Annotated in this window: 22 protein-coding genes; 21 read left to right on the forward strand and 1 reads right to left on the reverse strand. The window is 45.7% G+C overall.

Annotated elements, in window-relative coordinates; all coding sequences use genetic code 11:
- The first annotated feature begins 2 nt into the window (after window positions 1–2).
- From R7Q11_RS14540 to acpS, 8 genes are all read left to right on the forward strand, one after another.
- Window positions 3–473: a SoxR reducing system RseC family protein gene (locus tag R7Q11_RS14540; protein WP_005380936.1), complete on the forward strand. Its 471-nt coding sequence runs from the start codon at window positions 3–5 to the stop codon at window positions 471–473.
- 158 nt (window positions 474–631) lie between these two features.
- On the forward strand, window positions 632–2425 hold the full coding sequence (gene lepA / locus R7Q11_RS14545; RefSeq protein WP_005380934.1) for a translation elongation factor 4: 1794 nt from the start codon (window positions 632–634) through the stop codon (window positions 2423–2425).
- Window positions 2426–2529: 104 nt separating this feature from the next.
- Window positions 2530–3429: a signal peptidase I gene (lepB, locus tag R7Q11_RS14550; RefSeq protein WP_005380933.1), complete on the forward strand. Its 900-nt coding sequence runs from the start codon at window positions 2530–2532 to the stop codon at window positions 3427–3429.
- A 21-nt stretch (window positions 3430–3450) separates the two neighbouring features.
- Window positions 3451–4128 carry a ribonuclease III gene (gene rnc, locus R7Q11_RS14555; protein WP_005380932.1) on the forward strand — a complete coding sequence of 226 codons (678 nt, stop codon included), beginning with the start codon at window positions 3451–3453 and terminating at the stop codon, window positions 4126–4128.
- Entirely contained in the window at window positions 4121–5083 is a 963-nt protein-coding gene (era, locus tag R7Q11_RS14560) for a GTPase Era (protein ID WP_005380931.1), read from the forward strand. Before rnc ends, era begins: the two co-directional genes overlap by 8 nt.
- Window positions 5084–5198: 115 nt before the next feature.
- Window positions 5199–5930: a DNA repair protein RecO gene (recO, locus tag R7Q11_RS14565; protein ID WP_005384578.1), complete on the forward strand. Its 732-nt coding sequence runs from the start codon at window positions 5199–5201 to the stop codon at window positions 5928–5930.
- Window positions 5927–6661, forward strand: coding sequence for a pyridoxine 5'-phosphate synthase (pdxJ, locus tag R7Q11_RS14570; protein WP_005384579.1), 735 nt, complete (start codon window positions 5927–5929; stop codon window positions 6659–6661). Before recO ends, pdxJ begins: the two co-directional genes overlap by 4 nt.
- Window positions 6662–6671: 10 nt before the next feature.
- Window positions 6672–7052, forward strand: coding sequence for a holo-ACP synthase (acpS, locus tag R7Q11_RS14575; protein ID WP_005380927.1), 381 nt, complete (start codon window positions 6672–6674; stop codon window positions 7050–7052).
- 69 nt (window positions 7053–7121) lie between these two features.
- On the opposite strand, the gene barA is transcribed toward acpS, so the two are convergent.
- The gene (gene barA, locus R7Q11_RS14580; RefSeq protein ID WP_025768845.1) at window positions 7122–9920 is read right to left on the reverse strand and encodes a two-component sensor histidine kinase BarA; all 2799 of its coding nucleotides are present in this window, start codon (window positions 9918–9920) and stop codon (window positions 7122–7124) included.
- A 192-nt stretch (window positions 9921–10112) separates the two neighbouring features.
- On the opposite strand from barA, the gene rlmD reads away from it, so the two are divergent.
- From rlmD to rpoS, 13 genes are all read left to right on the forward strand, one after another.
- Entirely contained in the window at window positions 10113–11432 is a 1320-nt protein-coding gene (rlmD, locus tag R7Q11_RS14585) for a 23S rRNA (uracil(1939)-C(5))-methyltransferase RlmD (RefSeq protein ID WP_154205033.1), read from the forward strand.
- A 123-nt stretch (window positions 11433–11555) separates the two neighbouring features.
- On the forward strand, window positions 11556–13775 hold the full coding sequence (gene relA, locus R7Q11_RS14590) for a GTP diphosphokinase (protein WP_005380915.1): 2220 nt from the start codon (window positions 11556–11558) through the stop codon (window positions 13773–13775).
- 208 nt (window positions 13776–13983) lie between these two features.
- On the forward strand, window positions 13984–14787 hold the full coding sequence (mazG, locus tag R7Q11_RS14595; RefSeq protein ID WP_005383780.1) for a nucleoside triphosphate pyrophosphohydrolase: 804 nt from the start codon (window positions 13984–13986) through the stop codon (window positions 14785–14787).
- A gap of 205 nt (window positions 14788–14992) precedes the next feature.
- Entirely contained in the window at window positions 14993–16633 is a 1641-nt protein-coding gene (locus R7Q11_RS14600; RefSeq protein WP_132936931.1) for a CTP synthase, read from the forward strand.
- Window positions 16634–16711: 78 nt separating this feature from the next.
- Window positions 16712–18013, forward strand: coding sequence for a phosphopyruvate hydratase (gene eno / locus R7Q11_RS14605; RefSeq protein WP_005383785.1), 1302 nt, complete (start codon window positions 16712–16714; stop codon window positions 18011–18013).
- Window positions 18014–18403: 390 nt separating this feature from the next.
- Window positions 18404–18685 (forward strand): cell division protein FtsB, encoded by a 282-nt coding sequence (gene ftsB / locus R7Q11_RS14610; protein ID WP_005380907.1) that lies wholly within the window; start codon window positions 18404–18406, stop codon window positions 18683–18685.
- 1 nt (window position 18686) lies between these two features.
- Entirely contained in the window at window positions 18687–19394 is a 708-nt protein-coding gene (gene ispD / locus R7Q11_RS14615) for a 2-C-methyl-D-erythritol 4-phosphate cytidylyltransferase (protein ID WP_137282365.1), read from the forward strand.
- A gap of 13 nt (window positions 19395–19407) precedes the next feature.
- Entirely contained in the window at window positions 19408–19884 is a 477-nt protein-coding gene (gene ispF / locus R7Q11_RS14620; protein ID WP_005380896.1) for a 2-C-methyl-D-erythritol 2,4-cyclodiphosphate synthase, read from the forward strand.
- 45 nt (window positions 19885–19929) lie between these two features.
- Window positions 19930–20973 (forward strand): tRNA pseudouridine(13) synthase TruD, encoded by a 1044-nt coding sequence (truD, locus tag R7Q11_RS14625; RefSeq protein WP_225466544.1) that lies wholly within the window; start codon window positions 19930–19932, stop codon window positions 20971–20973.
- The gene (gene surE, locus R7Q11_RS14630) at window positions 20973–21749 is read left to right on the forward strand and encodes a 5'/3'-nucleotidase SurE (protein ID WP_047103164.1); all 777 of its coding nucleotides are present in this window, start codon (window positions 20973–20975) and stop codon (window positions 21747–21749) included. Before truD ends, surE begins: the two co-directional genes overlap by 1 nt.
- Window positions 21749–22375 (forward strand): protein-L-isoaspartate(D-aspartate) O-methyltransferase, encoded by a 627-nt coding sequence (locus tag R7Q11_RS14635; RefSeq protein WP_005380892.1) that lies wholly within the window; start codon window positions 21749–21751, stop codon window positions 22373–22375. Before surE ends, R7Q11_RS14635 begins: the two co-directional genes overlap by 1 nt.
- A gap of 13 nt (window positions 22376–22388) precedes the next feature.
- Window positions 22389–23312 (forward strand): peptidoglycan DD-metalloendopeptidase family protein, encoded by a 924-nt coding sequence (locus R7Q11_RS14640; RefSeq protein WP_017633546.1) that lies wholly within the window; start codon window positions 22389–22391, stop codon window positions 23310–23312.
- Between the two features lie 80 nt (window positions 23313–23392).
- Window positions 23393–24379, forward strand: a complete 987-nt coding sequence (rpoS, locus tag R7Q11_RS14645) for an RNA polymerase sigma factor RpoS (protein WP_005380887.1) — start codon at window positions 23393–23395, stop codon at window positions 24377–24379.
- Window positions 24380–24424: the final 45 nt, after the last annotated feature.

The following is a 24424-nucleotide window of genomic DNA, read 5'->3' on the forward strand; positions in this document are numbered from 1 at the left end:
CAATGATGACCGCGTTGGCTACCGTGACAGACGTGCATCGTCGCGGCAAGCAATTCGAAATTGATTTAAGTTGCGAACAGCAGACCAGTTGCAGTAGTTGCTCTTCACAGAAAAGCTGTGGAACGGGCGTTGTTACTAAAGCCATTGGTAACAAGAGTTTATCTTGGCACCTGCGCACGGATAAATCGGTGAAAATAGGTCAAGTCGTCGAGATTGGTTTTCCTGAGTCGAGCCTAATAAAATCAGCAATGGCGGTTTATTTACTGCCATTGTTTGGTTTGATTATCGGTGCGATGTTTGGTCACTTCCTATTAGCGCCGCTGACAGCCGGCGGGGAAGGCATCATCATATTGGCATCGGTATTGTTTGCCGCTGGTGGAATGTGGATCGCAAAACGTGTTTCTCGTCCGTTAGAAGATGAATCTAAGCGCCAAGTTACCCTCGTTCGGGTACTTGGAGAGCCAATCCAGTAAGTGCTGTCCCCCTCCACTAAAGGTTATTTGGGTATGTACTTTAAATTACGTGCGCCCGTTAACGAAATTCGGTAGAATCTGCCAACTTGATTGAAATGCCGTCAGTAGATGGCGTTTCTTACTGTCCCTATTTGTAAAGAGTTAGTCACCCTAAATCTATGAAGCACATTCGTAACTTTTCGATTATCGCCCACATCGACCATGGTAAGTCGACCCTATCAGACCGTCTAATCCAAGTTTGTGGCGGGTTAACCGATCGTGAAATGGCCGCACAGGTTCTGGATTCTATGGATCTTGAACGTGAGCGTGGCATCACCATCAAATCTCAGAGTGTGACGCTAAACTACACCGCTAAAGACGGTGAGACGTATCAGCTGAACTTCATCGATACTCCGGGGCACGTTGACTTTGCATATGAAGTATCACGTTCTCTAGCGGCTTGTGAAGGTGCGCTATTGGTTGTGGATGCGGGTCAAGGTGTTGAAGCTCAAACACTGGCTAACTGTTACACCGCGATCGAAATGGATCTAGAGGTTGTGCCAATCTTGAACAAGATTGACCTACCAGCAGCCGATCCTGAACGTGTAGCGGAAGAAATTGAAGAAATCGTTGGTATCGATGCAATGGAAGCAACCCGCTGTTCTGCGAAGACAGGCATCGGTGTTGATGACGTTCTAGAGAACATTGTGTCAGCGATTCCAGCACCGGAAGGTGATCCAGATGCGCCACTACAAGCGCTGATCATAGACTCATGGTTTGATAACTACCTTGGCGTTGTTTCTCTAGTGCGTATTAAAAACGGCGAACTGAAGAAGAACGATAAGATCAAAGTGATGAGTACGGGCCAAGTTTGGGGTGTAGACCGCCTTGGTATCTTTACGCCAAAACAAGTGGATACCGATACCCTTCGTACTGGTGAAGTAGGTTGGGTTGTTTGTGGTATCAAAGACATTCTTGGTGCCCCTGTTGGTGATACGCTGACTCTAGCGAAGAATGGTTGTGATAAACCGCTACCAGGCTTTAAGAAAGTTAAACCTCAGGTTTACGCAGGTCTGTTCCCTGTATCTTCCGACGATTACGAAAACTTCCGTGACGCACTAGGCAAACTAAGCCTTAACGACGCATCGCTATTCTACGAGCCAGAAAACTCTGCGGCACTTGGCTTTGGTTTCCGTTGTGGTTTCCTTGGCATGTTGCACATGGAAATCATCCAAGAGCGTCTAGAGCGTGAATACGACTTGGATCTTATCACCACAGCACCAACGGTAGTTTACGAAGTTGAGAAGACGGATGGCGATCTGCTGTATGTTGATAGCCCAGCAAAACTACCAGCGATCAATGACATTGAAGAAATTCGTGAACCGATTGCGCGTTGTAACATCCTTGTGCCTTCAGAGTACCTAGGTAACGTAATCACACTGTGTGTTGAAAAGCGAGGCAGTCAAGTTGATATGGTTTACCACGGTAACCAAGTCGCTGTGACTTACGATATTCCAATGGCTGAAGTGGTACTGGATTTCTTCGATCGTCTGAAATCAACATCACGCGGTTACGCATCTTTGGATTACAACTTCCAGCGTTTTGAAGCTTCGAACATGGTACGTGTAGACGTTCTTCTTAACGGTGACACTGTTGATGCATTGGCGATGATCACACACAAAGATCAGTCTCAGACTCGCGGTCGTCAGTTGGTAGAGAAGATGAAAGAATTCATCCCTCGCCAAATGTTTGATATCGCAATCCAAGCGGCAATTGGTAACCACATTATCGCTCGTTCAACGGTAAAACAGTTGCGTAAGAACGTTATTGCGAAATGTTACGGCGGTGACGTAAGTCGTAAGAAGAAACTTCTGAAGAAACAGAAAGAAGGTAAGAAACGCATGAAGCAGATCGGTAACGTTGAGCTGCCTCAAGAAGCGTTCCTAGCCATCCTTCACGTAGGTAAAGACTAAAGTTGAACTTTGTCTCACACTTGTCGGTCTTAAGACGTTAGATATTAAAATAAGTGAAAGGGTTTCGGCTCTTTCACTTTCGTATTTTTAGATAAGGGAATTTAATGGCGAATACATTCTCACTGATGTTGGTTATTGCGACTTTGGTAACTGGCGTGGTTTGGCTATTGGAAAAGCTGGTTTTCGCGAAAAAGCGTCAGGAAAAACTGGCTGAGATTCAAGCTCAGACGTCTAATGGTTTGGATGCAGTGACCTTGCAAAAAGTTGAGCGTCAGCCTTGGTGGGTTGAAAATAGCGTCTCTATTTTTCCTGTGATCGCGTTCGTTTTAGTATTACGTTCTTTTATCTACGAACCATTTCAAATCCCATCAGGCTCAATGATGCCTACCTTGCTGGTTGGCGATTTCATTTTAGTTGAGAAGTACGCGTACGGTCTAAAAGACCCAGTATGGCGTACTCAGCTAGTGGAAACTGGTAAGCCTGAGCGTGGTGATATCGTGGTCTTCAAATACCCACCACAACCAAGTGTGGACTACATTAAGCGTGTAGTTGGTTTACCTGGTGATATCGTGCGTTATTCAAGTGATAAGCAGCTTTGCGTGCAAAGCCAAGGCGAATCGGCATGTAAGCCAGTCAAACTGAGCAATGTTGAAGAAAGTCAGTTTAGCTCGAACGGTATTCCAATGATCCAACTGGATGAAAAATTGGGTAACGTTGAGCACAATATTTTGGTTAACCCTCTTGTGCGTAACCGCGTGGAGCAATATTTCCCACGCAGCGGCACGACAGAGTGGGTTGTACCACAAGGTCAGTATTTTGTGATGGGTGATAACCGTGACAACAGTGCTGACAGCCGTTACTGGGGCTTTGTTCCAGAAGCAAACTTAGTCGGTAAAGCTGTCGCGATCTGGATCAGCTTCGAGTTTGATCGTGGCGCAGATAGTGTTCTACCTTCATGGATTCCAACTGGTGTGCGTTTTAACCGCATCGGTGGCATTCACTAACCATTCAAATATCGAGAGAGTATGAATTCTCCAATTGATAAACTAGAGAGAAAGCTCGGCTACCAGTTTCAAGATGCCGGGCTTATCAATTTGGCGCTGACGCACCGCAGCGCCAACAGTAAGCACAATGAACGTCTTGAGTTTCTGGGCGATTCAATTTTAAGTTTTGTCATCGCTGATGATCTGTACCATCGTTTCCCAAAAGTGAACGAAGGTGACATGAGCCGCATGCGTGCTACTTTGGTTCGCGGACATACATTGGCGGAACTGGGTCGTGAATTCGATCTAGGAGATTATTTAAAATTAGGTCCAGGTGAATTGAAGAGTGGCGGTTTTCGCCGAGACTCTATTTTAGCCGATGCGGTTGAAGCCATTATTGGCGCAATTTACCTAGACAGTGATCTTGAAGTTGTGCGAGGCATTGTACTGAGTTGGTATCAGTCACGCCTTGAAGCCATTAAACCAGGCGTTTCACAGAAAGATCCGAAAACTCGCCTACAAGAGTTCCTACAAGGCAGAAGAAAACCGCTGCCTGTCTACACAGTGACTAATATTAAAGGTGAAGCGCACAACCAAGAGTTCACGGTTGAGTGCGAAGTAGCAGGTGTGGATAAGCCTGTAATCGGTAAAGGCACCAGCCGCCGCAAGGCAGAACAAGCGGCTGCTGAAACAGCACTTGAGCAATTAACAAATGGCTGATAACGAATTCGATATCGATGCGTTTTTCGCATCACAGGGTGAGCCAAGCTCGCCAGAAAACCAACACTGTGGCTTTATTGCTATTGTTGGTCGTCCAAACGTAGGTAAGTCGACACTTTTGAACAAGATTTTGGGTCAGAAGATTTCGATCACCTCTCGTAAGCCGCAAACGACACGCCACCGTATTATGGGTGTGGATACGGACGGCGATTACCAAGCGATTTACGTCGACACGCCTGGACTTCACATTGAAGAAAAGCGTGCGATCAACCGTTTGATGAACCGTGCAGCTAACTCGTCATTGAGTGATGTAAACCTTGTGTTCTTCTTAGTCGATGGTACGCATTGGACTAAAGACGATGAGATGGTGCTGACCAAACTTCAAAAATCGAACTTCCCAGTTGTGCTTTGTGTAAACAAGGTCGACAACGTACAAGATCGTAACGACGTGATGCTACACATGGCGGAGATGTCGAAGAAGATGGACTTCGTGGATGTTGTGCCAATCTCTGCCAAGCAAGGTAAGAACATTGACGTACTACGTAAGCACGTGCGTAATCACTTACCTAAAGCAACGCATCACTTCCCAGAAGAATACGTGACTGACCGTTCTCAGCGTTTTATGGCGTCTGAGATTGTGCGTGAAAAGCTGATGCGCTTTACTGGTGAAGAGCTGCCATACTCAGTAACGGTTGAGATTGAACGTTTTGATTACAACCCAGAAACCGACGGTTTCCACATCAATGCCTTGATTCTTGTTGAGCGTAATGGCCAGAAGAAAATGGTGATTGGCAAAGGCGGCGAGAAGATTAAAACCATTGGTCGCGAAGCGCGTTTGGATATGGAAGAATTGTTCGGTCGTAAAGTTTACCTAGAAACCTGGGTAAAAGTGAAATCTGGCTGGGCAGACGACGAACGAGCGTTGCGATCGTTGGGTTATATAGACGATTTATAATCTTGGCTGCGAAGGTGCTTCGCTCCAACATCGATGAAAAATCAGTATCGATTAAAATAAGGAGCCGCTCGGCTCCTTATTTTTTATTTCACACTTTTTAGGCACAATGACTTAGATGAGTAATCTGTCTTCCGAAGGTTTACAGCGCTGTTTTGTATTGCACCGACGCCCTTACAGTGAATCGAGCTTAATCCTTGATGTATTTAGTGAGGAATATGGCCGAATGACTTTAATGGCCAAAGGCGCGCGCAGTAAGCGTTCGAACTTAAAAGGCGCATTGCAACCTTTTACCCCGCTATTACTTAAATGGTCGGGGAAAGGCTCAATGAAAACTTTGCGTCAAGCCGAGCCGATAAGTCTAGGTTTGCCGTTAACGGGCATTAATCTCTACTCAGCCATGTACGTCAATGAACTGATTGGCCGTATTTTGATGGCTGAAGTGCCGATGCCAGCACTATTTCATGATTATTTGCATGCGTTAACCGAGTTGGCGCACAACGAGAACCCTGAGCCTGCACTGCGTCGTTTTGAGTTAGCCTTGCTGTCTGCGATGGGGTATGGCGTGGATTTTTTGCATTGTGCAGGTACCGGCGAGCCCGTCGATCCAGAAATGACCTATCGTTACCGGGAACAGAAAGGGTTTATTGCTTCGGTTAGGCGCGATAACCTCACGTTTTTAGGGAATGAACTGATTGCTATCAGTGAGCGGCGGTTCGTCACTAAAGAGCAGCTAAAAGCGGCAAAACGCTTTACACGTATAGCCTTAAAGCCGTATCTTGGCGGCAAACCTTTAAAAAGTCGTGAATTTTTCATTCAGACCCCCAGAGCACGGAGTAACGGAAAATGAGCTCAATTTATTTAGGCGTCAATATCGACCATATTGCCACTCTACGTAATGCACGTGGTACAAAATACCCAGATCCTGTTCACGCTGCTGAAATTGCTGAGCGTGCAGGCGCGGACGGTATCACTATCCACTTACGTGAAGACCGTCGCCATATTTTGGATCGTGATGTACGTATTCTGCGTGAAACCATTCAAACGCGTATGAATCTAGAGATGGCAGTGACGGACGAAATGGTTGAGATTGCGCTGCAAACTAAACCAGAGTTTGTGTGTTTAGTGCCTGAAAAGCGTGAAGAACTGACGACGGAAGGTGGCTTAGATGTAGTAGGGCAGCTTGAAAAAATTAAAGCTGCGACGAAAAAGCTGACAGATGCAGGCATCAAAGTTTCGCTCTTTATTGATGCTGACCGTCAACAGATTGAAGCTGCGAAAAAGTGTGGCGCTCCGTTTATTGAGCTACATACTGGCCATTATGCAGATGCGACGACAGAAGACGAGCAACAAGCTGAACTGAAGAAGATTGCCGCTGGTGCTAGTTATGCACATGATCTAGGTATTATTGTTAATGCCGGGCATGGCCTGACTTATCACAATGTCGCACCAATTGCTGCATTACCAGAAATTTACGAACTCAACATTGGTCACTCAATCATTGGTCGCGCGGTATTTGATGGTTTAAATAAAGCGGTTGCTGACATGAAAGCATTGATGATTGAGGCTCGCCAGTCATAGGGCTATCTAGATGGCGATTATAGGGTTAGGGACCGACATTGCAGAAATTGAGCGTATTGAAAAAGCGTTAGCTCGTAGTGGTGAACCTTTTGCTCAGCGGATTCTTTCAGAAGAAGAAATGGCCAAATTCTCACAGCTTAAGCTGCAAGGTCGTTATCTTGCTAAGCGCTTTGCTGTTAAAGAAGCGGCCTCAAAAGCATTGGGGACAGGGATCGCAAAAGGGGTCACGTTTCACGACTTTTCCATCTCGAACGATGAGCTTGGAAAACCAGTACTCGCATTGACGGGCACAGCCAAGCAAATAGCGGATGCGATGGGTGTTAACCACATTCACCTGTCCATTTCCGATGAGCGTCATTACGCTGTGGCGACGGTCATTTTTGAATCCTAGCTTGTAAGTCTTAAACAAAATACTAAAAAGCCAGAGCATTTGCTCTGGCTTTTGTTTCTCTTCAATAGATCACTGTTCAAGGTATAACTTTGCGGTTGTTGTTACTTTAATCATTTCATCTTGCAGCTCGAACATTTCAGGCTCAACCTCCTCAAGACTGATCCCTGAGCGCAGTGCTTGCTCAAGCGTCGCACAGAGTGACTTCAGTCTTGGAACGCCACAATATGAACTACTGCCGTGCAGCTTATGGATGACATGAATTAGGTCATCACGAGAGATATCTTCTTGCTCCAGAGCTTGGTCAACGACTGCTTCTACTTCAGGGATGAACTCAATCAACATGCGTAGCATGTCTTTAGCGAGATCCTCTTTATTCGCGCTCTGTTTCAAGGCTGCTTGCCAATCAATAATCACATCCTGCTGAGGCGAAGAAACGGATTGTGGTGCGCTTCCTTCAGGTTCATCAACGTATGAAGGGGCGACTTTGCCAATGCTCTCTGTACAAGCATTTGGGTTCCAGTGAACCAAAACCTGTTGTAGCACATGCTCTTCAATAGGTTTGGTCAAGTAGTCATCCATTCCTGCCGAGAGCAAGCGGTCTCGTTCCCCTGCCATGGCATGTGCCGTTACCGCAATCACTGGCGTGTCTTTATTTAGCTCCAACTCTTTAATGTGCTTACAAGCGGTCACCCCATCCATTTGTGGCATTTGAATATCCATGAAGATTAAATCGTACTTTTTCTCTGTCGCCAGGTTCACCGCTTGCTGGCCATTGCTACAGGCGGTGACGGTTTCTACTCGTTCGCGGAGCAGTGCAGAGATCAGCTTCAAGTTTGCAGGGTTGTCATCCACTGCTAGTACAGTGAGAGGTAAACGGTCCCCTTCGCTTGGCGTAATTGGAGCGCTTAATACCGGTGGCGATTCTACATGTTCGCTAATCAGGCTTTGTAGCAACTTACGGCGAGACAATGGTTTCGTCAGGCACTGGACGTGATGCTCTGTCATTATTTGGTCCGCAAGCGCCAATTCGGTACTCGGTGTCCCTAGGAGAATACTCGGAGCCATGCGTTTCGCTTGTTCTATCCAAGGTGTAATAACTTCCGCATCGTGAGTCTGGTTGGCCGCTAAATTCAACAGTACATAATCATATTGTTCTTCGTTGTTTGGTAGCGAAGAGCGGTAGGTTACTAAAATACCCTCCTGACTTAGAATCTGTTGGGTTACGGATGCGGCTTGCATGTTTGGTTCAATCAGCAGTAACTGCTTCCCAGTCAGAAGTTCCACTTCAATCAGTTCGCTCATTGGCATCTCGGTTGAGTGCAAGCGCACCGTAAACCAGAAGGTTGAACCTTGGTGTAGACGGCTGGTTAAACTGATTTCGCCGCCCATCTGGCTCACCAGTTTCTGAGTGATAACCAGACCAAGACCAGTACCGCCGTAACGACGTGAAATACTTGCATCTGCTTGGCTAAAGGCTTGGAACAACTGCGCTTGCTGACGCTCAGAGATACCAATACCGGTATCTCGCACCATGAATTGCAGTTCGACGGAGTCTCCTGATTGAGAGCGCATTTCTACGCTAACATCAATGTTGCCTCGCTCGGTAAACTTGATTGAGTTACCGACTAAGTTCGTCAAAATTTGCTGGATACGTAGTGGATCCCCAACTAAACCTGGTGGAATTTTAGGGTCCACTTTTAGGGTGATTTCTAACCCTTTCTCATGTGCACTTGTGGCTTGTAGGTTAATTACCTCTTCTAAACTTTCTCGGAAATCAAAAGGAATGTTTTCGAGTGCCAGCTTACCCGCTTCAAGTTTCGAGAAGTCGAGAATGTCATTGATGATATTCAGCAGGTTGTTCGCCGATTTCTCAATCGTCTGTAGGTAATCCGTTTGGCTGTTAGAAAGCTGCGTTTTAAGCATTTGACGAGTAAAGCCAATCACCCCATTGAGCGGAGTACGCAGCTCGTGCGACATGTTCGCCAAGAACTCTGACTTAACCCTGGCCGCTTCTTGCGCGCGTTTCTTCGCGATATCCAACTCAACGTTCTGAATTTCTAGCTGCTCAAGCGTTTCACGTAAGTCGGACGTGGCTTGGTCTATACTGTGCTGCATCTCCACGTGATATTCTGATAACGATACCGCCATGGCGTTGATGCCATTTTTTAGCTGGTCTAACTCACCGTGCATTTTGCCTTCGATACGCACATCCAGATGACCACGGCGAATGCGGTCAACGACATTCTTCATGTGGGTGATAGGTTGGGTCACATCGTGCATTAGACGTGAAGCAAACACACTTGCTAAGCCAAGGCCGAGAACCAGAACTAAAAAAGCAGAGAAGACTTCTTGATACTGTTGCAGCCTCAAGGAGGAGAGATCTAACTCGACGGCGATGTAACCAATCGCTTTTGTGCCTTGGCTTTCGTTCGACAACTCCGCTAAGTAGTGACCTTCTGACAAAATGGGGACACGCAATATCAGTGAGTTTTCGTAGATTTCCGAATTACCCAGTTGCGGGATCGGTTTATCTTTGGGAAACATCAAGGCTTCAAAATTAGGATGAAAGTTAGAGGTCACAAAGAGCTCATGATGTTCATCAAATACCGCGATACTACGAACCAGTTTGGAGTTTTTGCGGTGCGCGTAGCTTATCAAGCGACGTACCGCCTCTCGGCTTTCTGATAGTAGATGAGTTTCACTGGCAATCGCCAGCGGCTCAATAATGCTGTTACCAGTGGTGATAACTTGTTTCTCAAGGTCTTGGTAGCGGTTAAATGAGAAAAAGCCGCTCAGTAATAAACCAATAATGAGAGTGGGAGCGAGAGTTAGTGTAATTACACGTGCTCGTAAGCCATATCTGGTCATGTTATCTAATTACATCGGAGTCTGGATATGGGAAAATAACGCATTATTTCTCAAGCGCACGATAAAGCCTTGAGCAAAGAAGTGACGTCACCGAATAAACGGTAAGCATAATCAAGTCACTCGAATCACACAACGGCTGCAATCAAGAATAGTGAAGCCGAAGAGCAATTACACATAAATCAGGCATAGAGCATGGCACGCATCTTTCAACCGAAAAAGAAAACCCAACTCAATACTCGGCACCAAGCAGTGCAAGTAGAGCGTTTAGATCACCACGGCGCAGGCATTGCTTACCTCAAAAAGAAGCCATTGTTTATTGATGGAGCACTGCCGGGTGAGGAGGTGGTCACTCAATTGGTGGAAGAAAAGAGCAAATACGCTCGCGGTAAGTTGATTAAAATCCTTAAGCCGAGTGAAGCTCGTGTGGAGCCATTTTGCCCACATTATCATGAGTGCGGTGGCTGTGATTTGCAGCATCTAGATTATGACCAACAATTGACGTACAAACAGCAAACGTTGCGTCAGCTAATGCGAAAATTTTCAGGCAGTGACATTGAACTAGATGCCCCGTTATTGGGATATTCGCAGGCCTACCGTCGCCGTGCGAGAGTGAGCTTGTTTGTTGATAAAAAAACACGTCAGCTACATTTTGGTTTCCGTAAAAAGCAGAGTAAGCAAATTGCGCAAGTGACCGATTGCCCAGTGCTGGCACCGGAACTGAATGTTTTGCTGCCAGAGATTTACTCAGCCCTAAAAGCGTTCAAAAAGCCTGAACAATTGGGTCATGTAGAGCTGGTACTTGGTGATAATGGGCCGTGTATTACGCTGCGCCACTTGAGCGCTCTGACAACGAGTGAAACTCAATCTCTAACGGAGTTGGCAAAACGTCATGGCGCATCGTTGTACTTAATGCCATCGACAGAACAATTAGACCTTATCGAAGGCGATATGCCTTTTTATCAAGAAGTTGGAGTGAAAATCCCTTTTGCACCAAATAACTTTATTCAAGTAAACCAAGGTGTAAACCAACAAATGGTCAAGCAAGCGGTTGAGTGGTTAGACCCACAAAAGAGTGACCGAGTGTTAGATTTGTTCTGTGGTTTAGGCAACTTTAGTTTACCAGTTGCGAAATTAGCTAAGCACGTGGTTGGAGTAGAGGGTGTTGCAGAGATGGTAGAAAAAGCCACAAACAATGCATCTTTGAACCAAATCAATAACGCGCAATTTTATCACGCTAACCTTGAGCAAGATTTTGAAGGCCAAGCCTGGGCCGCAGAGCGGTTTGATAAAGTATTATTAGACCCGGCACGCGCGGGAGCGAGTGGGATCATCGATCAAGTTTCTGAGCTTGGCGCACAGCGTGTAGTTTATGTTTCTTGTAATCCTGCTACCCTTGCTAGGGATAGTCAAAGCTTGATAGAGCAAGGCTATAAATTAACGAAATTAGGTATGCTGGATATGTTCCCTCATACCAGTCATCTAGAATCGATGGCATTGTTTGAAAAGTCCTAACTTTAGGACTTTGACCCCTTATTTGTGGTGGGTGGTCATAAAGCCAGCGTGTACGCGCGGTAAAAAGAACTAACCTGGACGGTGTTAGTCAAACCACACGAATATAATAATTAGGATGATGAGATGGTTGCGGTAAGAAGCGCGCATTTAAACCAAGATGAACAGTTTGAACTCGAAAACTGGGTGGCTAGCCTAGGACAAGAGAAAAACACAGCCTCACGCTTAATCGAAGTATATCGAGATTGCCAGACGGTATTAGCTGATAACGAGCAAGCGGAGCTGTTGTTGTGGCGTGGACGAGAAATGATCGAAATTTTGATCACCTTGTCTATGGATCAAGCCACTTTAGTGGCTGCTCAACTGTTTCCTTTGGTTTCAAGTGGTGCTTTTAACAGAGAAATTCTGGAAGAGAAATACAGCAAAGAAATCATAAAATTAATCGACGGCGTTGAAGAAATGGCTGCTATTGGCCAACTCAACGTCAACATGGAAGGCAGTGCAGCGTCATCTCAGGTAGATAACGTACGCCGCATGCTGCTTGCCATGGTGGATGACTTCCGCTGCGTGGTTATCAAGCTTGCGGAGCGAATTTGTAACCTTATTGAAGTTAAAAAAGCGCCTGATGAAGTTCGACGTGCGGCGGCAAAAGAGTGTGCCAACATCTATGCGCCGCTAGCAAACCGATTAGGCATCGGTCAGCTGAAATGGGAAATTGAAGATTACGCTTTCCGCTACCAACAGCCGGAAACTTACAAACAAATTGCCAAGCAGCTTTCTGAGCGACGCATCGTTCGTGAACAGTACATCAAAGACTTTGTTGAAGACCTCACGCACGAAATGGAAGTGTCGGGCATCAATGCCGAAGTGAGTGGTCGACCTAAGCACATCTACAGCATTTGGCGAAAAATGCAGAAGAAGAGTTTGGCCTTTGATGAGCTGTTTGATGTTCGAGCAGTACGTATCATCGCAGACAAACTGCAAGACTGTTACGCGGCTTTGGGTGTAGTTCACACCAAATACAAGCACCTACCGAGCGAGTTTGATGACTACGTTGCTAACCCTAAACCAAACGGTTATCAATCGATCCACACCGTAATTCTAGGGCCAGAAGGCAAAACCATCGAGATCCAGATTCGTACCAAGCAAATGCATGAAGAGTCGGAGCTGGGTGTTGCCGCGCACTGGAAATATAAAGAAGGGGCAAGCAGCCGAAGCGGTTATGATGAGAAGATCACGTGGCTGCGTAAGCTACTGGATTGGCAAGAAGAAATGTCTGACTCTGGCGAAATGCTCGATGAGCTGCGTAGCCAAGTCTTTGATGACCGTGTTTATGCCTTTACACCACGTGGTGATGTTGTCGATTTGCCAATGGGGGCAACGCCGCTAGATTTTGCCTATCACATTCACTCCGAAGTGGGACACCGTTGTATCGGTGCCAAAGTCGGAGGTCGTATTGTGCCGTTCACGCATAAATTACATATGGGTGACCAAGTCGAGATTATCACTCAGAAAGAACCTAACCCATCACGTGACTGGTTAAACCCATCATTAGGCTTCGTTCATTCTGGTCGTGCGCGTGCCAAAATTAACGCCTGGTTCCGAAAACAAAGCCGTGAGAAGAACCTCGAAGCAGGTCGTGAAATCCTTGAGCATGAGTTAGCCAAAATTGGCGCAACGTTAAAAGATGCAGAGCATTACGCCCTCAAGCGGTTTAACGTCAAAACACCAGATGAATTGTATGTTGGGGTAGGTAGCGGTGATTTGCGCATCAATCAAATCATTAACCATATCAACGCGTTAGTTAACAAGCCAACGGCAGAGGAAGAAGACCAGCAAGCACTGGAAAAACTGCAAGAAGCTGAGCATAAATCACCCGCGCAAAGCCGACCGAAAAAAGACGCAGTTGTAGTAGAAGGCGTCGATAACCTAATGACACATCTAGCACGTTGCTGTCAGCCAATTCCAGGTGACGATATCTCTGGTTACATAACGCAAGGTCGTGGGATTTCAGTACACCGTAGTGACTGTGAACAGTTAGAAGAACTGCGCCATCATGCGCCAGAGCGCATCATCGATACAGTCTGGGGCAGCGGCTTTGTGGGGTCATACATCCTCACCGTGCGTGTTGAAGCGATGGAGCGAGGTGGTCTACTCAAAGACATTACGACACTGTTCGCCAACGAAAAGATCAAAGTGACCAGTATGAAGAACCGAGTCGACTACAGACGTCAACTTGCCATCATGGACTTTGACCTAGAAGTCACCAATATTGAGGTGCTTTCGCGGGTTTCGAAGCGCGTGGAACAGATCAAGGATGTCATGACGGTGAAACGCCTCGGCTAAAACTCTCGTCATAGTTATCGTTATAGCGTTGTTGACTGTACGCACTTGCTCCATCACATGGTGAACCATGCTCAGGAGTCGCGAAAATTTGTTGCCTTGTCAAAGTAACAATTACTTAGTGAAAGCTGCTGAGAAAATACAATGTGGAAGGTGAGTGGTTTTGGCTGCTCACCTTTTTCTTTAATAGAAAGGTTTAAAGGAACAAAAAATGAGTCATCCAATTGAACAGTTAGAACAAATCATGGCGAAGTTGCGTGACCCAGAAAACGGTTGCCCTTGGGACTTAAAACAAACCTTTGACACCATCGTTCCGCATACTATAGAAGAAACCTACGAAGTGGTGGACGCGATTCAAAATCGAGATTGGCCCAATCTAAAAGAAGAGCTAGGGGATTTGTTGTTTCAGGTGATTTTTTACAGTCAGCTAGCGAAAGAGCAAGAGCTGTTCGACTTTTCGGATGTCGTCGAAACCGTGAACGAAAAACTGACTCGTCGCCACCCGCATGTTTTTTCAGATGTTGAGTTTGAATCTGACGAGGAAATTAACGCGAACTGGGAAGCGGAAAAAGCAAAAGAAAAAGCCCTAGTAGGCAAAGCGGAAGAAAGTATCCTAGACTCAATACCAAACTCTTTGCCGGCACTTTCTCGTGCTACAAAAATTCAGAAAAAATGTGCAAAATTTGGGTTTGATTGGGATTCACTTGGCCCGGTTGTCGATAAAGTACGAGAAGAAATTGACGAAGTCATGGAAGAGGCACTGCAAGTTCAGCCCGATGAAGAGAAAGTTGAGTTGGAGCTCGGTGATTTGCTATTTGCGACTGTCAATTTGGCTCGCCACCTTGATAAAAACCCAGAAGTCGCACTAGGAAAAGCAAACGTAAAGTTTGCGCGACGTTTTAAACAAGTTGAAGGCAAGGTCCAGCAGTCAGGCAAAGTACTTACAGATTGTTCTTTATCAGAACTTGACCATTTTTGGGATGAAGTAAAACAAGAAGAATCGAGGCAGAGGTAAACTGGCAGAATACATAATATAAGGTCAGCTTGTTTGGTTACACGAAAACGGACTTTGGTTTGTCTTTGCTCACTTTGATTTGAAGCAAAAAATAAAAAATTACGGTGTGATAGATTTCACGTTGTGGCGGTAAGGAGCTTCTGGTATATTTATCTCCCGTCCAGAAGCACTCCATTTCCCTCATTCAACCAATTTCAGGTTAAACATGACGACAAATTACATTTTTGTTACTGGCGGGGTTGTATCCTCTCTAGGTAAAGGTATTGCAGCAGCATCTCTTGCGGCTATTCTAGAAGCTCGTGGTCTTAAAGTGACTATGATGAAGCTTGACCCTTACATCAACGTTGACCCGGGCACAATGAGCCCTACTCAGCACGGTGAAGTGTTCGTTACAGAAGATGGCGCAGAGACTGACCTTGACCTTGGTCACTACGAGCGTTTCATCCGTACCAAGATGACCAAGCGTAACAACTTCACTGCAGGTCGTGTTTATGCCGACGTACTTCGTAAAGAACGTCGTGGTGACTACCTAGGCGCAACTATTCAAGTTATCCCTCATATCACTAACGCAATCAAAGATCGCGTTATTGCAGGTTCTGAAGGCCATGATGTGGCTATCGTTGAAGTTGGCGGTACTGTTGGTGATATCGAATCACTACCATTTATGGAAGCGATTCGTCAGCTAGCTGTTGAGCTAGGCCGTGAGCGCGCAATGTTCATGCACCTAACACTTGTTCCTTACCTAGCGGCAGCGGGCGAAGTGAAAACTAAGCCGACGCAACACTCTGTAAAAGAACTTCTATCTATCGGTATTCAGCCAGACATCCTAGTTTGCCGTAGCGATCGCGTTATTCCTGCGAATGAGCGTAAAAAAATCGCACTGTTCTGTAATGTTCCAGAAAAAGCAGTAATTTCAATGAAGGATGTAGACTCTATCTACAAGATCCCTCAGTTGGTTAAATCTCAAGGGCTAGATGACCTTGTGTGTGCTCGCTTTGGTATTACTGCTCCTGAAGCAGACCTTTCTGAATGGGAACAGGTTATCTACGAAGAAGCAAATCCTACTGGTGAAGTAACCATCGGTATGGTTGGTAAATACATTGAATTACCAGATGCATACAAATCTGTGAACGAAGCGCTTAAACACGCTGGCTTGAAAAACCGCCTAAGCGTCACAATTAAGTATGTAGACTCACAAGATATCGAAACAAAAGGCGTTGAACTTCTAGAAGGTTTGGACGCAATCCTAGTACCAGGTGGCTTCGGCGATCGTGGTATTGAAGGCAAGATCCGTGCGGCTCAATATGCACGTGAAAATAACGTGCCTTACCTAGGTATTTGTTTGGGTATGCAAGTTGCACTAATCGAATACGCGCGTAACGTTGCGGGTATGGAAGGTGCACATTCAACAGAATTTAACAAAGAGACTAAGTACCCTGTGGTAGGTTTGATCACAGAGTGGGTAGACGAATCAGGTAGCGTAGAAGAGCGTACTGAAAAGTCTGACCTAGGCGGTACGATGCGTCTTGGTTCACAGCTGTGTCACCTAGAGAAAGGGACTAAAGCTCGTGAACTGTACGGTAGCGCGACGATCCATGAACGTCACCGTCACCGTTACGAAGTGAATAACGTGCTTCGTCCGCAAATCGAAAAAGCAGGCCTAAAAGTATCAGGTCTATCTGCGGACAAGAAGTTAGTGGAAATGATTGAGAACCCAGCTCACCCATGGTTTGTAGCGGCTCAGTTCCACCCAGAATTCACCTCGACTCCTCGCGATGGACATCCATTGTTTGCAGGTTTTGTTAAGGCTGCGGGCCAAAACGCACGCGGCGAATTCGAGAAGTAAAAGGATACGGGCGGCGGCGAAGGTTGTGCTGCTGCCCTTTAAGATTGACATTTATATTTGAAACGAGAGGAAACATTAATGTCTAAGATCGTTAAAGTTCTAGGTCGTGAAATCATCGACTCACGTGGTAACCCAACTGTAGAAGCTGAAGTACACCTAGAAGGCGGTTTCGTAGGTATGGCGGCAGCTCCATCTGGCGCATCTACTGGTTCTCGCGAAGCTCTTGAGCTACGTGACGGTGACAAAGCACGTTTCCTAGGTAAAGGTGTTCTTAAAGCAGTTGAAGCTGTAAACGGCCCAATCGCTGAAGCTCTAGTTGGCAAAGACGCTAAAGACCAAGCTGCAATCGACGCAGTAATGATCGAACTAGACGGCACTGAAAACAAATCTAAATTCGGTGCTAACGCTATCCTAGCTGTTTCTCTAGCAAACGCTAAAGCTGCTGCTGCTGCGAAAGGCATGCCTCTATACGAGCACATCGCTGAGCTAAACGGCACTGCAGGTCAGTTCTCTATGCCTCTACCAATGATGAACATCATCAACGGTGGTGAGCACGCAGACAACAACGTTGACATCCAAGAGTTCATGATCCAACCAGTTGGCGCTAAGACTCTTAAAGAAGGTCTACGTATCGGTGCAGAAGTATTCCACAACCTAGCTAAAGTTCTTAAGTCTAAAGGCTACAGCACTGCAGTTGGTGATGAAGGTGGTTTCGCTCCTAACCTTAAATCTAACGCTGAAGCTCTAGAAGTTATCGCAGAAGCTGTTGCAGCTGCTGGTTACGAACTAGGTAAAGACGTAACTCTAGCTATGGACTGTGCTGCATCTGAGTTCTTCGACAAAGAAGCTGGCATCTACAACATGAAAGGCGAAGGTAAAACTTTCACTTCTGAAGAGTTCAACCACTACCTAGCTGAGCTAGCTAACCAATTCCCAATCGTTTCTATCGAAGACGGTCTAGACGAGTCTGACTGGGATGGCTTTAAGCACCAAACTGAACTACTAGGTGACAAGCTTCAACTAGTAGGTGACGATCTATTCGTTACTAACACTAAGATCCTTGCTGAAGGTATCGAGAAAGGCGTAGCTAACTCTATTCTTATCAAGTTCAACCAAATCGGTTCTCTAACTGAGACTCTAGCTGCAATCAAGATGGCTAAAGACGCAGGTTACACAGCAGTAATCTCTCACCGTTCTGGCGAAACTGAAGATGCAACTATCGCTGACCTAGCGGTAGGTACAGCTGCAGGTCAAATCAAAACTGGTTCTATGAGCCGTTCTGACCGTGTTGCTAAGTACAACCAGCTAATCCGTATCGAGGAAGCTCTAGGTGAGCGCGCTCCTTTCAACGGTCTTAAAGAAGTTAAAGGTCAAGCTTAATTCTTCACTGAATTAGCAGCTTAACTTAAAGCTTTTAAAACACCCTGCTTTGGCGGGGTGTTTTTTTATATAACGGAAGCGCTAAGTCCATGTTTCAAGTAAGCGGTCTTAAAGAAGTTAAAGGTCAAGCTTAATTCTTATTGAGTAAAGTTTCGCTAAATAGCTTTTTGAAACCATCGCTACGGCGGTTTTTTTGTATTTATAAGTTTGTATTTTTGGCTCTTACTTTGGTCATGGGTAAGGAGCGCTTCCTATGAGCTTGTTTCATTTTGCTGCTTATTTCTTGTAAGGAGCGTGTGAGTCTCCCTTTCTCCCCTAGAGGCAACCTCGCATTTATGCTATATATGTCACCTTATCTAATTCCTTCCGGTACAGAATGTTAGCAGCGATATGCGAATCTTTGTTATAGCCCTTACGCTACTGTTTGGCTTGCTTCAATACACTCTATGGTTTGGTAAAAACGGAGTGTCTGACTACTACACAGTAAAAGATGAAATTGAAGTTCAGCAACAAGTGAACAGCAAGCTACAAGCTCGCAACAATGAAATGTTCGCTGAGATTGATGACTTAAGGCAAGGTCTTGATGCGATTGAAGAACGTGCGCGTCATGAGCTCGGTTTAGTTAAAGATGGCGAGACTTTTTACCGCATTATAGGTGAGGAAAACCATTAAAATGTTGGATATGAACTCATCGCATATCGCAATTGTGCCTGCTGCGGGTGTGGGTAGCAGAATGAAGGCAGATCGCCCTAAGCAATATTTATTGATCGAAGGTAAAGCGGTACTGGAACATACCGTAGAGAAACTGCTTTCTCACCCAAATATTTCTAAGGTTGTCGTTGCCATTACTTACGGCGACCCATATTACCCAGAATTGTCCATTGCTAAGCACCCAGATGTGATTCGTGTAGCTGGTGGTAAAGAAAGAGCAGACTCTGTGTTATCAGGGCTAAACTATGTCAATGAGCATCTGGAAAGCGAGTGGGTATTAGTTCACGACGCTGCAAGGCCATGTGTATTAACATCCGACATTGACCGTTTGATTGATGTTTGCTGCGCTCACTCAACGGGTGGCATTCTCGCATCTCCTGTGAGAGATACAATGAAGCGAGCAAACGCAGTACAAGATATCGATCATACGGTAGATAGAGAAGCATTGTGGCATGCACTGACTCCACAAATGTTTAAAACTCAGCAGCTTACTCAAGCACTGGCTGACGCATTAGAACAGGGTGTAACCATTACCGATGAAGCCTCGGCTTTGGAATGGCTAGGCGAGAAGCCAGCCTTAGTTCAAGGGAATGCGAACAATATAAAAATCACTCAGCCAGAAGATCTTGCGTTAGCCGAGTTTTATCTAAGCCGTGAGCGCGGCGAATAAGAAAGGATAGAAAATGATTCGAATTGGTCATGGTTTCGACGTACATAAATTCGGCGGTGAAGGTCCGGTAATTATCGGTGGTGTAGCGATTCCTTACGAACAAGGTTTGATTGCTCACTCAGATGGCGATGTAGCGTTGCATGCGTTAACGGATGCTCTACTGGGCGCGATTGCTGCCGGCGATATTGGTCGTCATTTCCCAGATACGGATGATAAATGGAAAGGCGCAAACAGTCGTGAATTACTGAAAGACGTTTACCGTCGAGTTAAAGAGCAAGGCTACCGTCTTGGCAATGCTGATGTAACCATCATGGCACAAGCGCCTAAAATGGCACCACACATTGACGCAATGTGTGCGGCGATAGCCGAAGATCTAGAAACCGACATTAGTAACATTAACGTAAAAGCGACGACGACAGAACGTCTCGGTTTTACTGGACGCAAAGAAGGCATTGCAACGGAAGCCGTTGTACTTCTGTTTAAGCAATAACTAGCAATTTGCTCCCCTAAGCTGTGATATCAGCGGAAACACATCATGTCAGACATTTTATCTTCATTGGCTTACCTAACGGGTAAGCCAGTTGCATCGGCAAAAATTAAAGCGCAGCCAGAGCATTTTCAGGTTCGCGAAGATTTAGGTTTTGCCTTTACGGGCGAAGGCGAGCACCTAATGGTTCGTATCCGTAAAACGGGCGAGAACACCAGCTTCGTTGCTAACGAGTTAGCGAAAGCCTGTGGTGTTAAGTCGAAAGACGTTAGCTGGGCGGGTCTTAAAGACCGTCATGCGGTGACGGAACAGTGGTTAAGTGTCCATTTACCGAAAGGTGAAACGCCAGGTTTTTCAGCGTTTTTGGCTCAATACCCAAGTATCGAAATCCTTGCAACAGATCGTCACAATAAAAAACTGCGTCCTGGTGACCTAGTAGGGAACGAGTTCGTGGTTACTTTGTCTGAAGTGACAGATATAGCGGATGTAGAGCAACGTCTTGAAAAAGTGAAACAAGTTGGCGTGCCAAACTACTTTGGTAGTCAGCGTTTTGGTAACGATGGCAACAACCTTGAAGAAGCACGTCGATGGGGACGCGAAAACGTTCGTACCCGCAATCAAAACAAGCGAAGCATGTATTTATCAGCAGCTCGTTCGTGGATTTTCAACCGCATCGTTTCAGCTCGTCTAGAGAATTGTGTGTTTGATAAGTTCATTGATGGTGACATTGCACAGACGAATTCTGGCACTCAGTTGATTGATGCAAACAACATCACTGATTTGCAAGTGCAATTTGCACAAGGTGAAGCGGCAATTACCGCTGCGCTTGCTGGCGATAATGCACTGCCTACTCAAGCCGAGGCTCTGGCATTAGAGCAACCGTTTTTAGACGAAGAGCCTGACCTCATGGCGTTGATTAGTGGTAATCGCATGCGCCACGATCGTCGCGATATTGCGCTGAAGCCAAAAGATTTAGCTTGGACGGTTGAAGGTAACAACATTACGCTGACTTTCTCACTGGATGCGGGATCTTTTGCGACCTCTATTGTTCGTGAGTTAGTTAATGAGGTTGAAGTAGAAAGAGAATACTAATGGAACAGGATTCACGAAACCCGAAGCCCTTAAGAGTCTTAATCAGCAATGATGATGGTGTTCATGCACAAGGGATTCATGCCCTCGCTGATGAGTTGAGAGATATCGCCGAAGTGACCATTGTCGCACCTGATCGAAATCGTTCAGGTGCTTCGAATTCACTCACATTAGAACAACCATTACGCGTGACTGAAATTGCCCCAAATATCTACTCAGTGCAAGGCACGCCCACGGATTGTGTGCATTTCGCGCTGAATGAGCTAATGAAAGATGATTTGCCTGATCTTGTTCTGTCAGGAATCAACCATGGCGCTAATTTGGGTGATGATGTTCTTTATTCTGGAACAGTAGCAGCCGCCATGGAAGGTCATTTCCTTGGCGTTCAGTCGGTGGCTTTTTCTCTAGTGGGTAAGCGACATTTCGAATCCGCCGCTAAAATTGCACGTCACATTGTACAACAGCATTTAGCGTCGCCGATTCCAACGAATCGTCTACTGAACGTAAACGTGCCTGACTTACCATCAGAGAATTTAGGTGAAATTGAAGTTACGCGTTTAGGTGCACGTCATCACGCAGAGAATATGATCAAGCAGAAAGATCCGAGAGGCCATGACATTTATTGGTTAGGGCCACCAGGAAAGGAGCAAGATGCAGGAGAGGGCACGGACTTTTATGCAATTGAGCATGGCCGAGTTTCAATGACGCCTCTGCAAGTTGATCTCACCGCTCACGAGTCGCTGCGTGCTATGGATAGTTGGTTAAAGGAAGAGAAGTAATGAGTAACCCACATGCTGACAGGTTGATAGCGTTTCTTATCTCCAGTGGCATCAAAGACCAAAGAGTTCTGGATGCTATCCAACGCTTGCCACGAGAAAGCTTTGTTTCTCAAGCGATGATGCACCAAGCCTATGATAACAATGCGTTACCAATTGGTCAGGGACAAACTATTTCTCAGCCTTATATCGTTGCGCGTATGACCGAGTTGCTTGAGCTAGAGCCGGCGAGTCGTGTTCTGGAAATCGGAACGGGATCGGGTTATCAAACCGCGGTACTGGCGCAAATTGTTGATCATGTATACTCCGTTGAGCGAATTAAATCGTTGCAATGGGAAGCAAAGCGTCGCCTGAAGCAATTGGATATTTACAATGTTTCAACTAAGCATGCTGATGGGTGGCAGGGCTGGGAAGCGAGAGGTCCTTTCGATGCTATTATTGTTACCGCTGCCGCTGAAGTGATTCCCCAAGCTCTTCTCTCACAATTAAGAGATGGCGGCAAAATGGTCATTCCTGTTGGAGATACGGAGCAACAGTTATTAAAAATAGAGCGTAAGGGAGACGAATATCTCTCTACCGTTGTAGAAATGGTTCGGTTCGTACCTCTGGTTGCGGGTGATTTAGCTTAAGGGTTAGGGATAGGTGAATAAGTTACTACGTCATATTGGTATTAGCTTTGTGTTTGCTGCAGGACTAGTTGGTTGTGCAGCGCATTCCCCTGCACCTGTCTCTAGCCTAAAAAAAGACTATTCAAGCCTTGAAAGAGGGAGTTACAGAGGGAGTTATTATGAGGTAAAAAAAGGCGATACGCTTTACTTCATAGCTTATGTCACAGATAAAGATGTAAATGATCTTGTTCGTTACAATGAGTTAACTCAGCCTTACACTATCTACCCAGGACAGAGGCTAAAACTTTGGGCTCCGAAATATGTCGCCCCTAAATATGGTCAAAAAGTTGAACCCGTTGTGGCTCCTGTTGTTACGACCCCCCCAGCTCCAGTGACGAAAACATCAACAGCCTCTAAACCTAAACCTTCGAGTAAAAACTCTAGTCAAAAACCTACAGAGACTAAGCCTAAAGTCGTACAAAAACAGCCTCCAAAGAAGGTTGAACAATCGAAAACAAAGGAGTATGTTGGTTCAAAAGATAACCAAAAAGTGAAGCAAAAAGCGCCAACTACCACAGCAAAGAGTGATAAAGTCTCAAAGTGGTTGTGGCCAACAAAAGGGAGAGTAATCAAGAACTTTTCGGCGGGAGAACAGGGAAATAAAGGTATCGACATCGCAGGACAGCGTGGTCAACCTATCGTTTCAACCGCAGCCGGCACAGTCGTTTATTCAGGCAATGCGCTACGAGGTTATGGCAACTTAATTATAGTAAAGCATAACGACAATTATTTAAGCGCATACGCACATAATGACAAACTGCTGGTCACAGAAGGACAAAGCGTAAAAAGCGGACAAAAAATCGCCACCATGGGTAGTTCAGGTGCAAAGTCGGTCAAACTACACTTTGAAATTCGCTATCAAGGTAAATCAGTGAATCCAAAACGCTATTTGCCTTAAAACTTTGAAAAACAACTTGCGACATCATTTAGCGACATATTGAGTTGTCATGTCTTGCTAACTCGCCAGGGGGAGGCGTTATGAGTATCAGCAACACAGTAACCAAAGTTGAAGAGTTTGCATTTGACAATGCGTCAGTGAAGACCATTGATAACGAACTCGAAAGATCATCATCCACAGAAAGCAAAGCGACTGCGCGTGAAGAATTTGACGCGAGCAGTAAAAGCTTAGATGCAACTCAGTTGTATTTGGGCGAAATTGGCTTCTCACCTTTACTTACTGCCGAAGAAGAAGTGCTTTACGCAAGACGCGCCCTACGTGGCGACGAAGCAGCACGCAAACGTATGATCGAAAGTAACCTACGTTTGGTTGTTAAGATTTCTCGTCGATACAGTAACCGTGGTCTAGCACTACTCGATCTGATTGAAGAAGGTAACCTCGGCTTGATCCGAGCGGTCGAAAAATTCGACCCAGAACGTGGTTTCCGTTTCTCTACTTACGCAACGTGGTGGATCCGACAAACGATAGAGCGAGCGTTGATGAACCAAACTCGCACGATCCGTCTACCTATCCATGTAGTGAAAGAGCTGAACATTTATCTGCGTACTGCGCGTGAACTTTCTCAAAAGCTCGATCACGAACCGACCGCAGAAGAAATTGCTGCTCAATTAGATATTCCAGTCGAAGACGTAAGCAAAATGTTACGCCTTAATGAGCGTATTAGCTCTGTCGACACGCCAATCGGTGGTGACGGTGAGAAAGCGCTGCTGGATATTATTCCTGATGCAAACAACTCTGATCCAGAAGTTTCGACTCAAGATGACGACATCAAATCATCGTTGATTCATTGGTTAGAAGAGTTGAATCCGAAACAGAAAGAAGTGCTTGCACGTCGCTTCGGCCTACTAGGCTACGAGCCTTCGACGCTGGAAGAAGTTGGTCGAGAGATTGGTCTGACACGTGAGCGAGTACGTCAAATACAAGTGGAAGGTTTACGTCGTCTTCGTGAAGTCCTAATCAAACAAGGTTTGAATATGGAAAACTTGTTTAACGTAGAAGACGATTAAATAATCCGTATTTCACTAGATACGCAAAAGGCTATGGTTCCCCAT

This window comes from Vibrio sp. 970 (genome assembly GCF_033339075.1).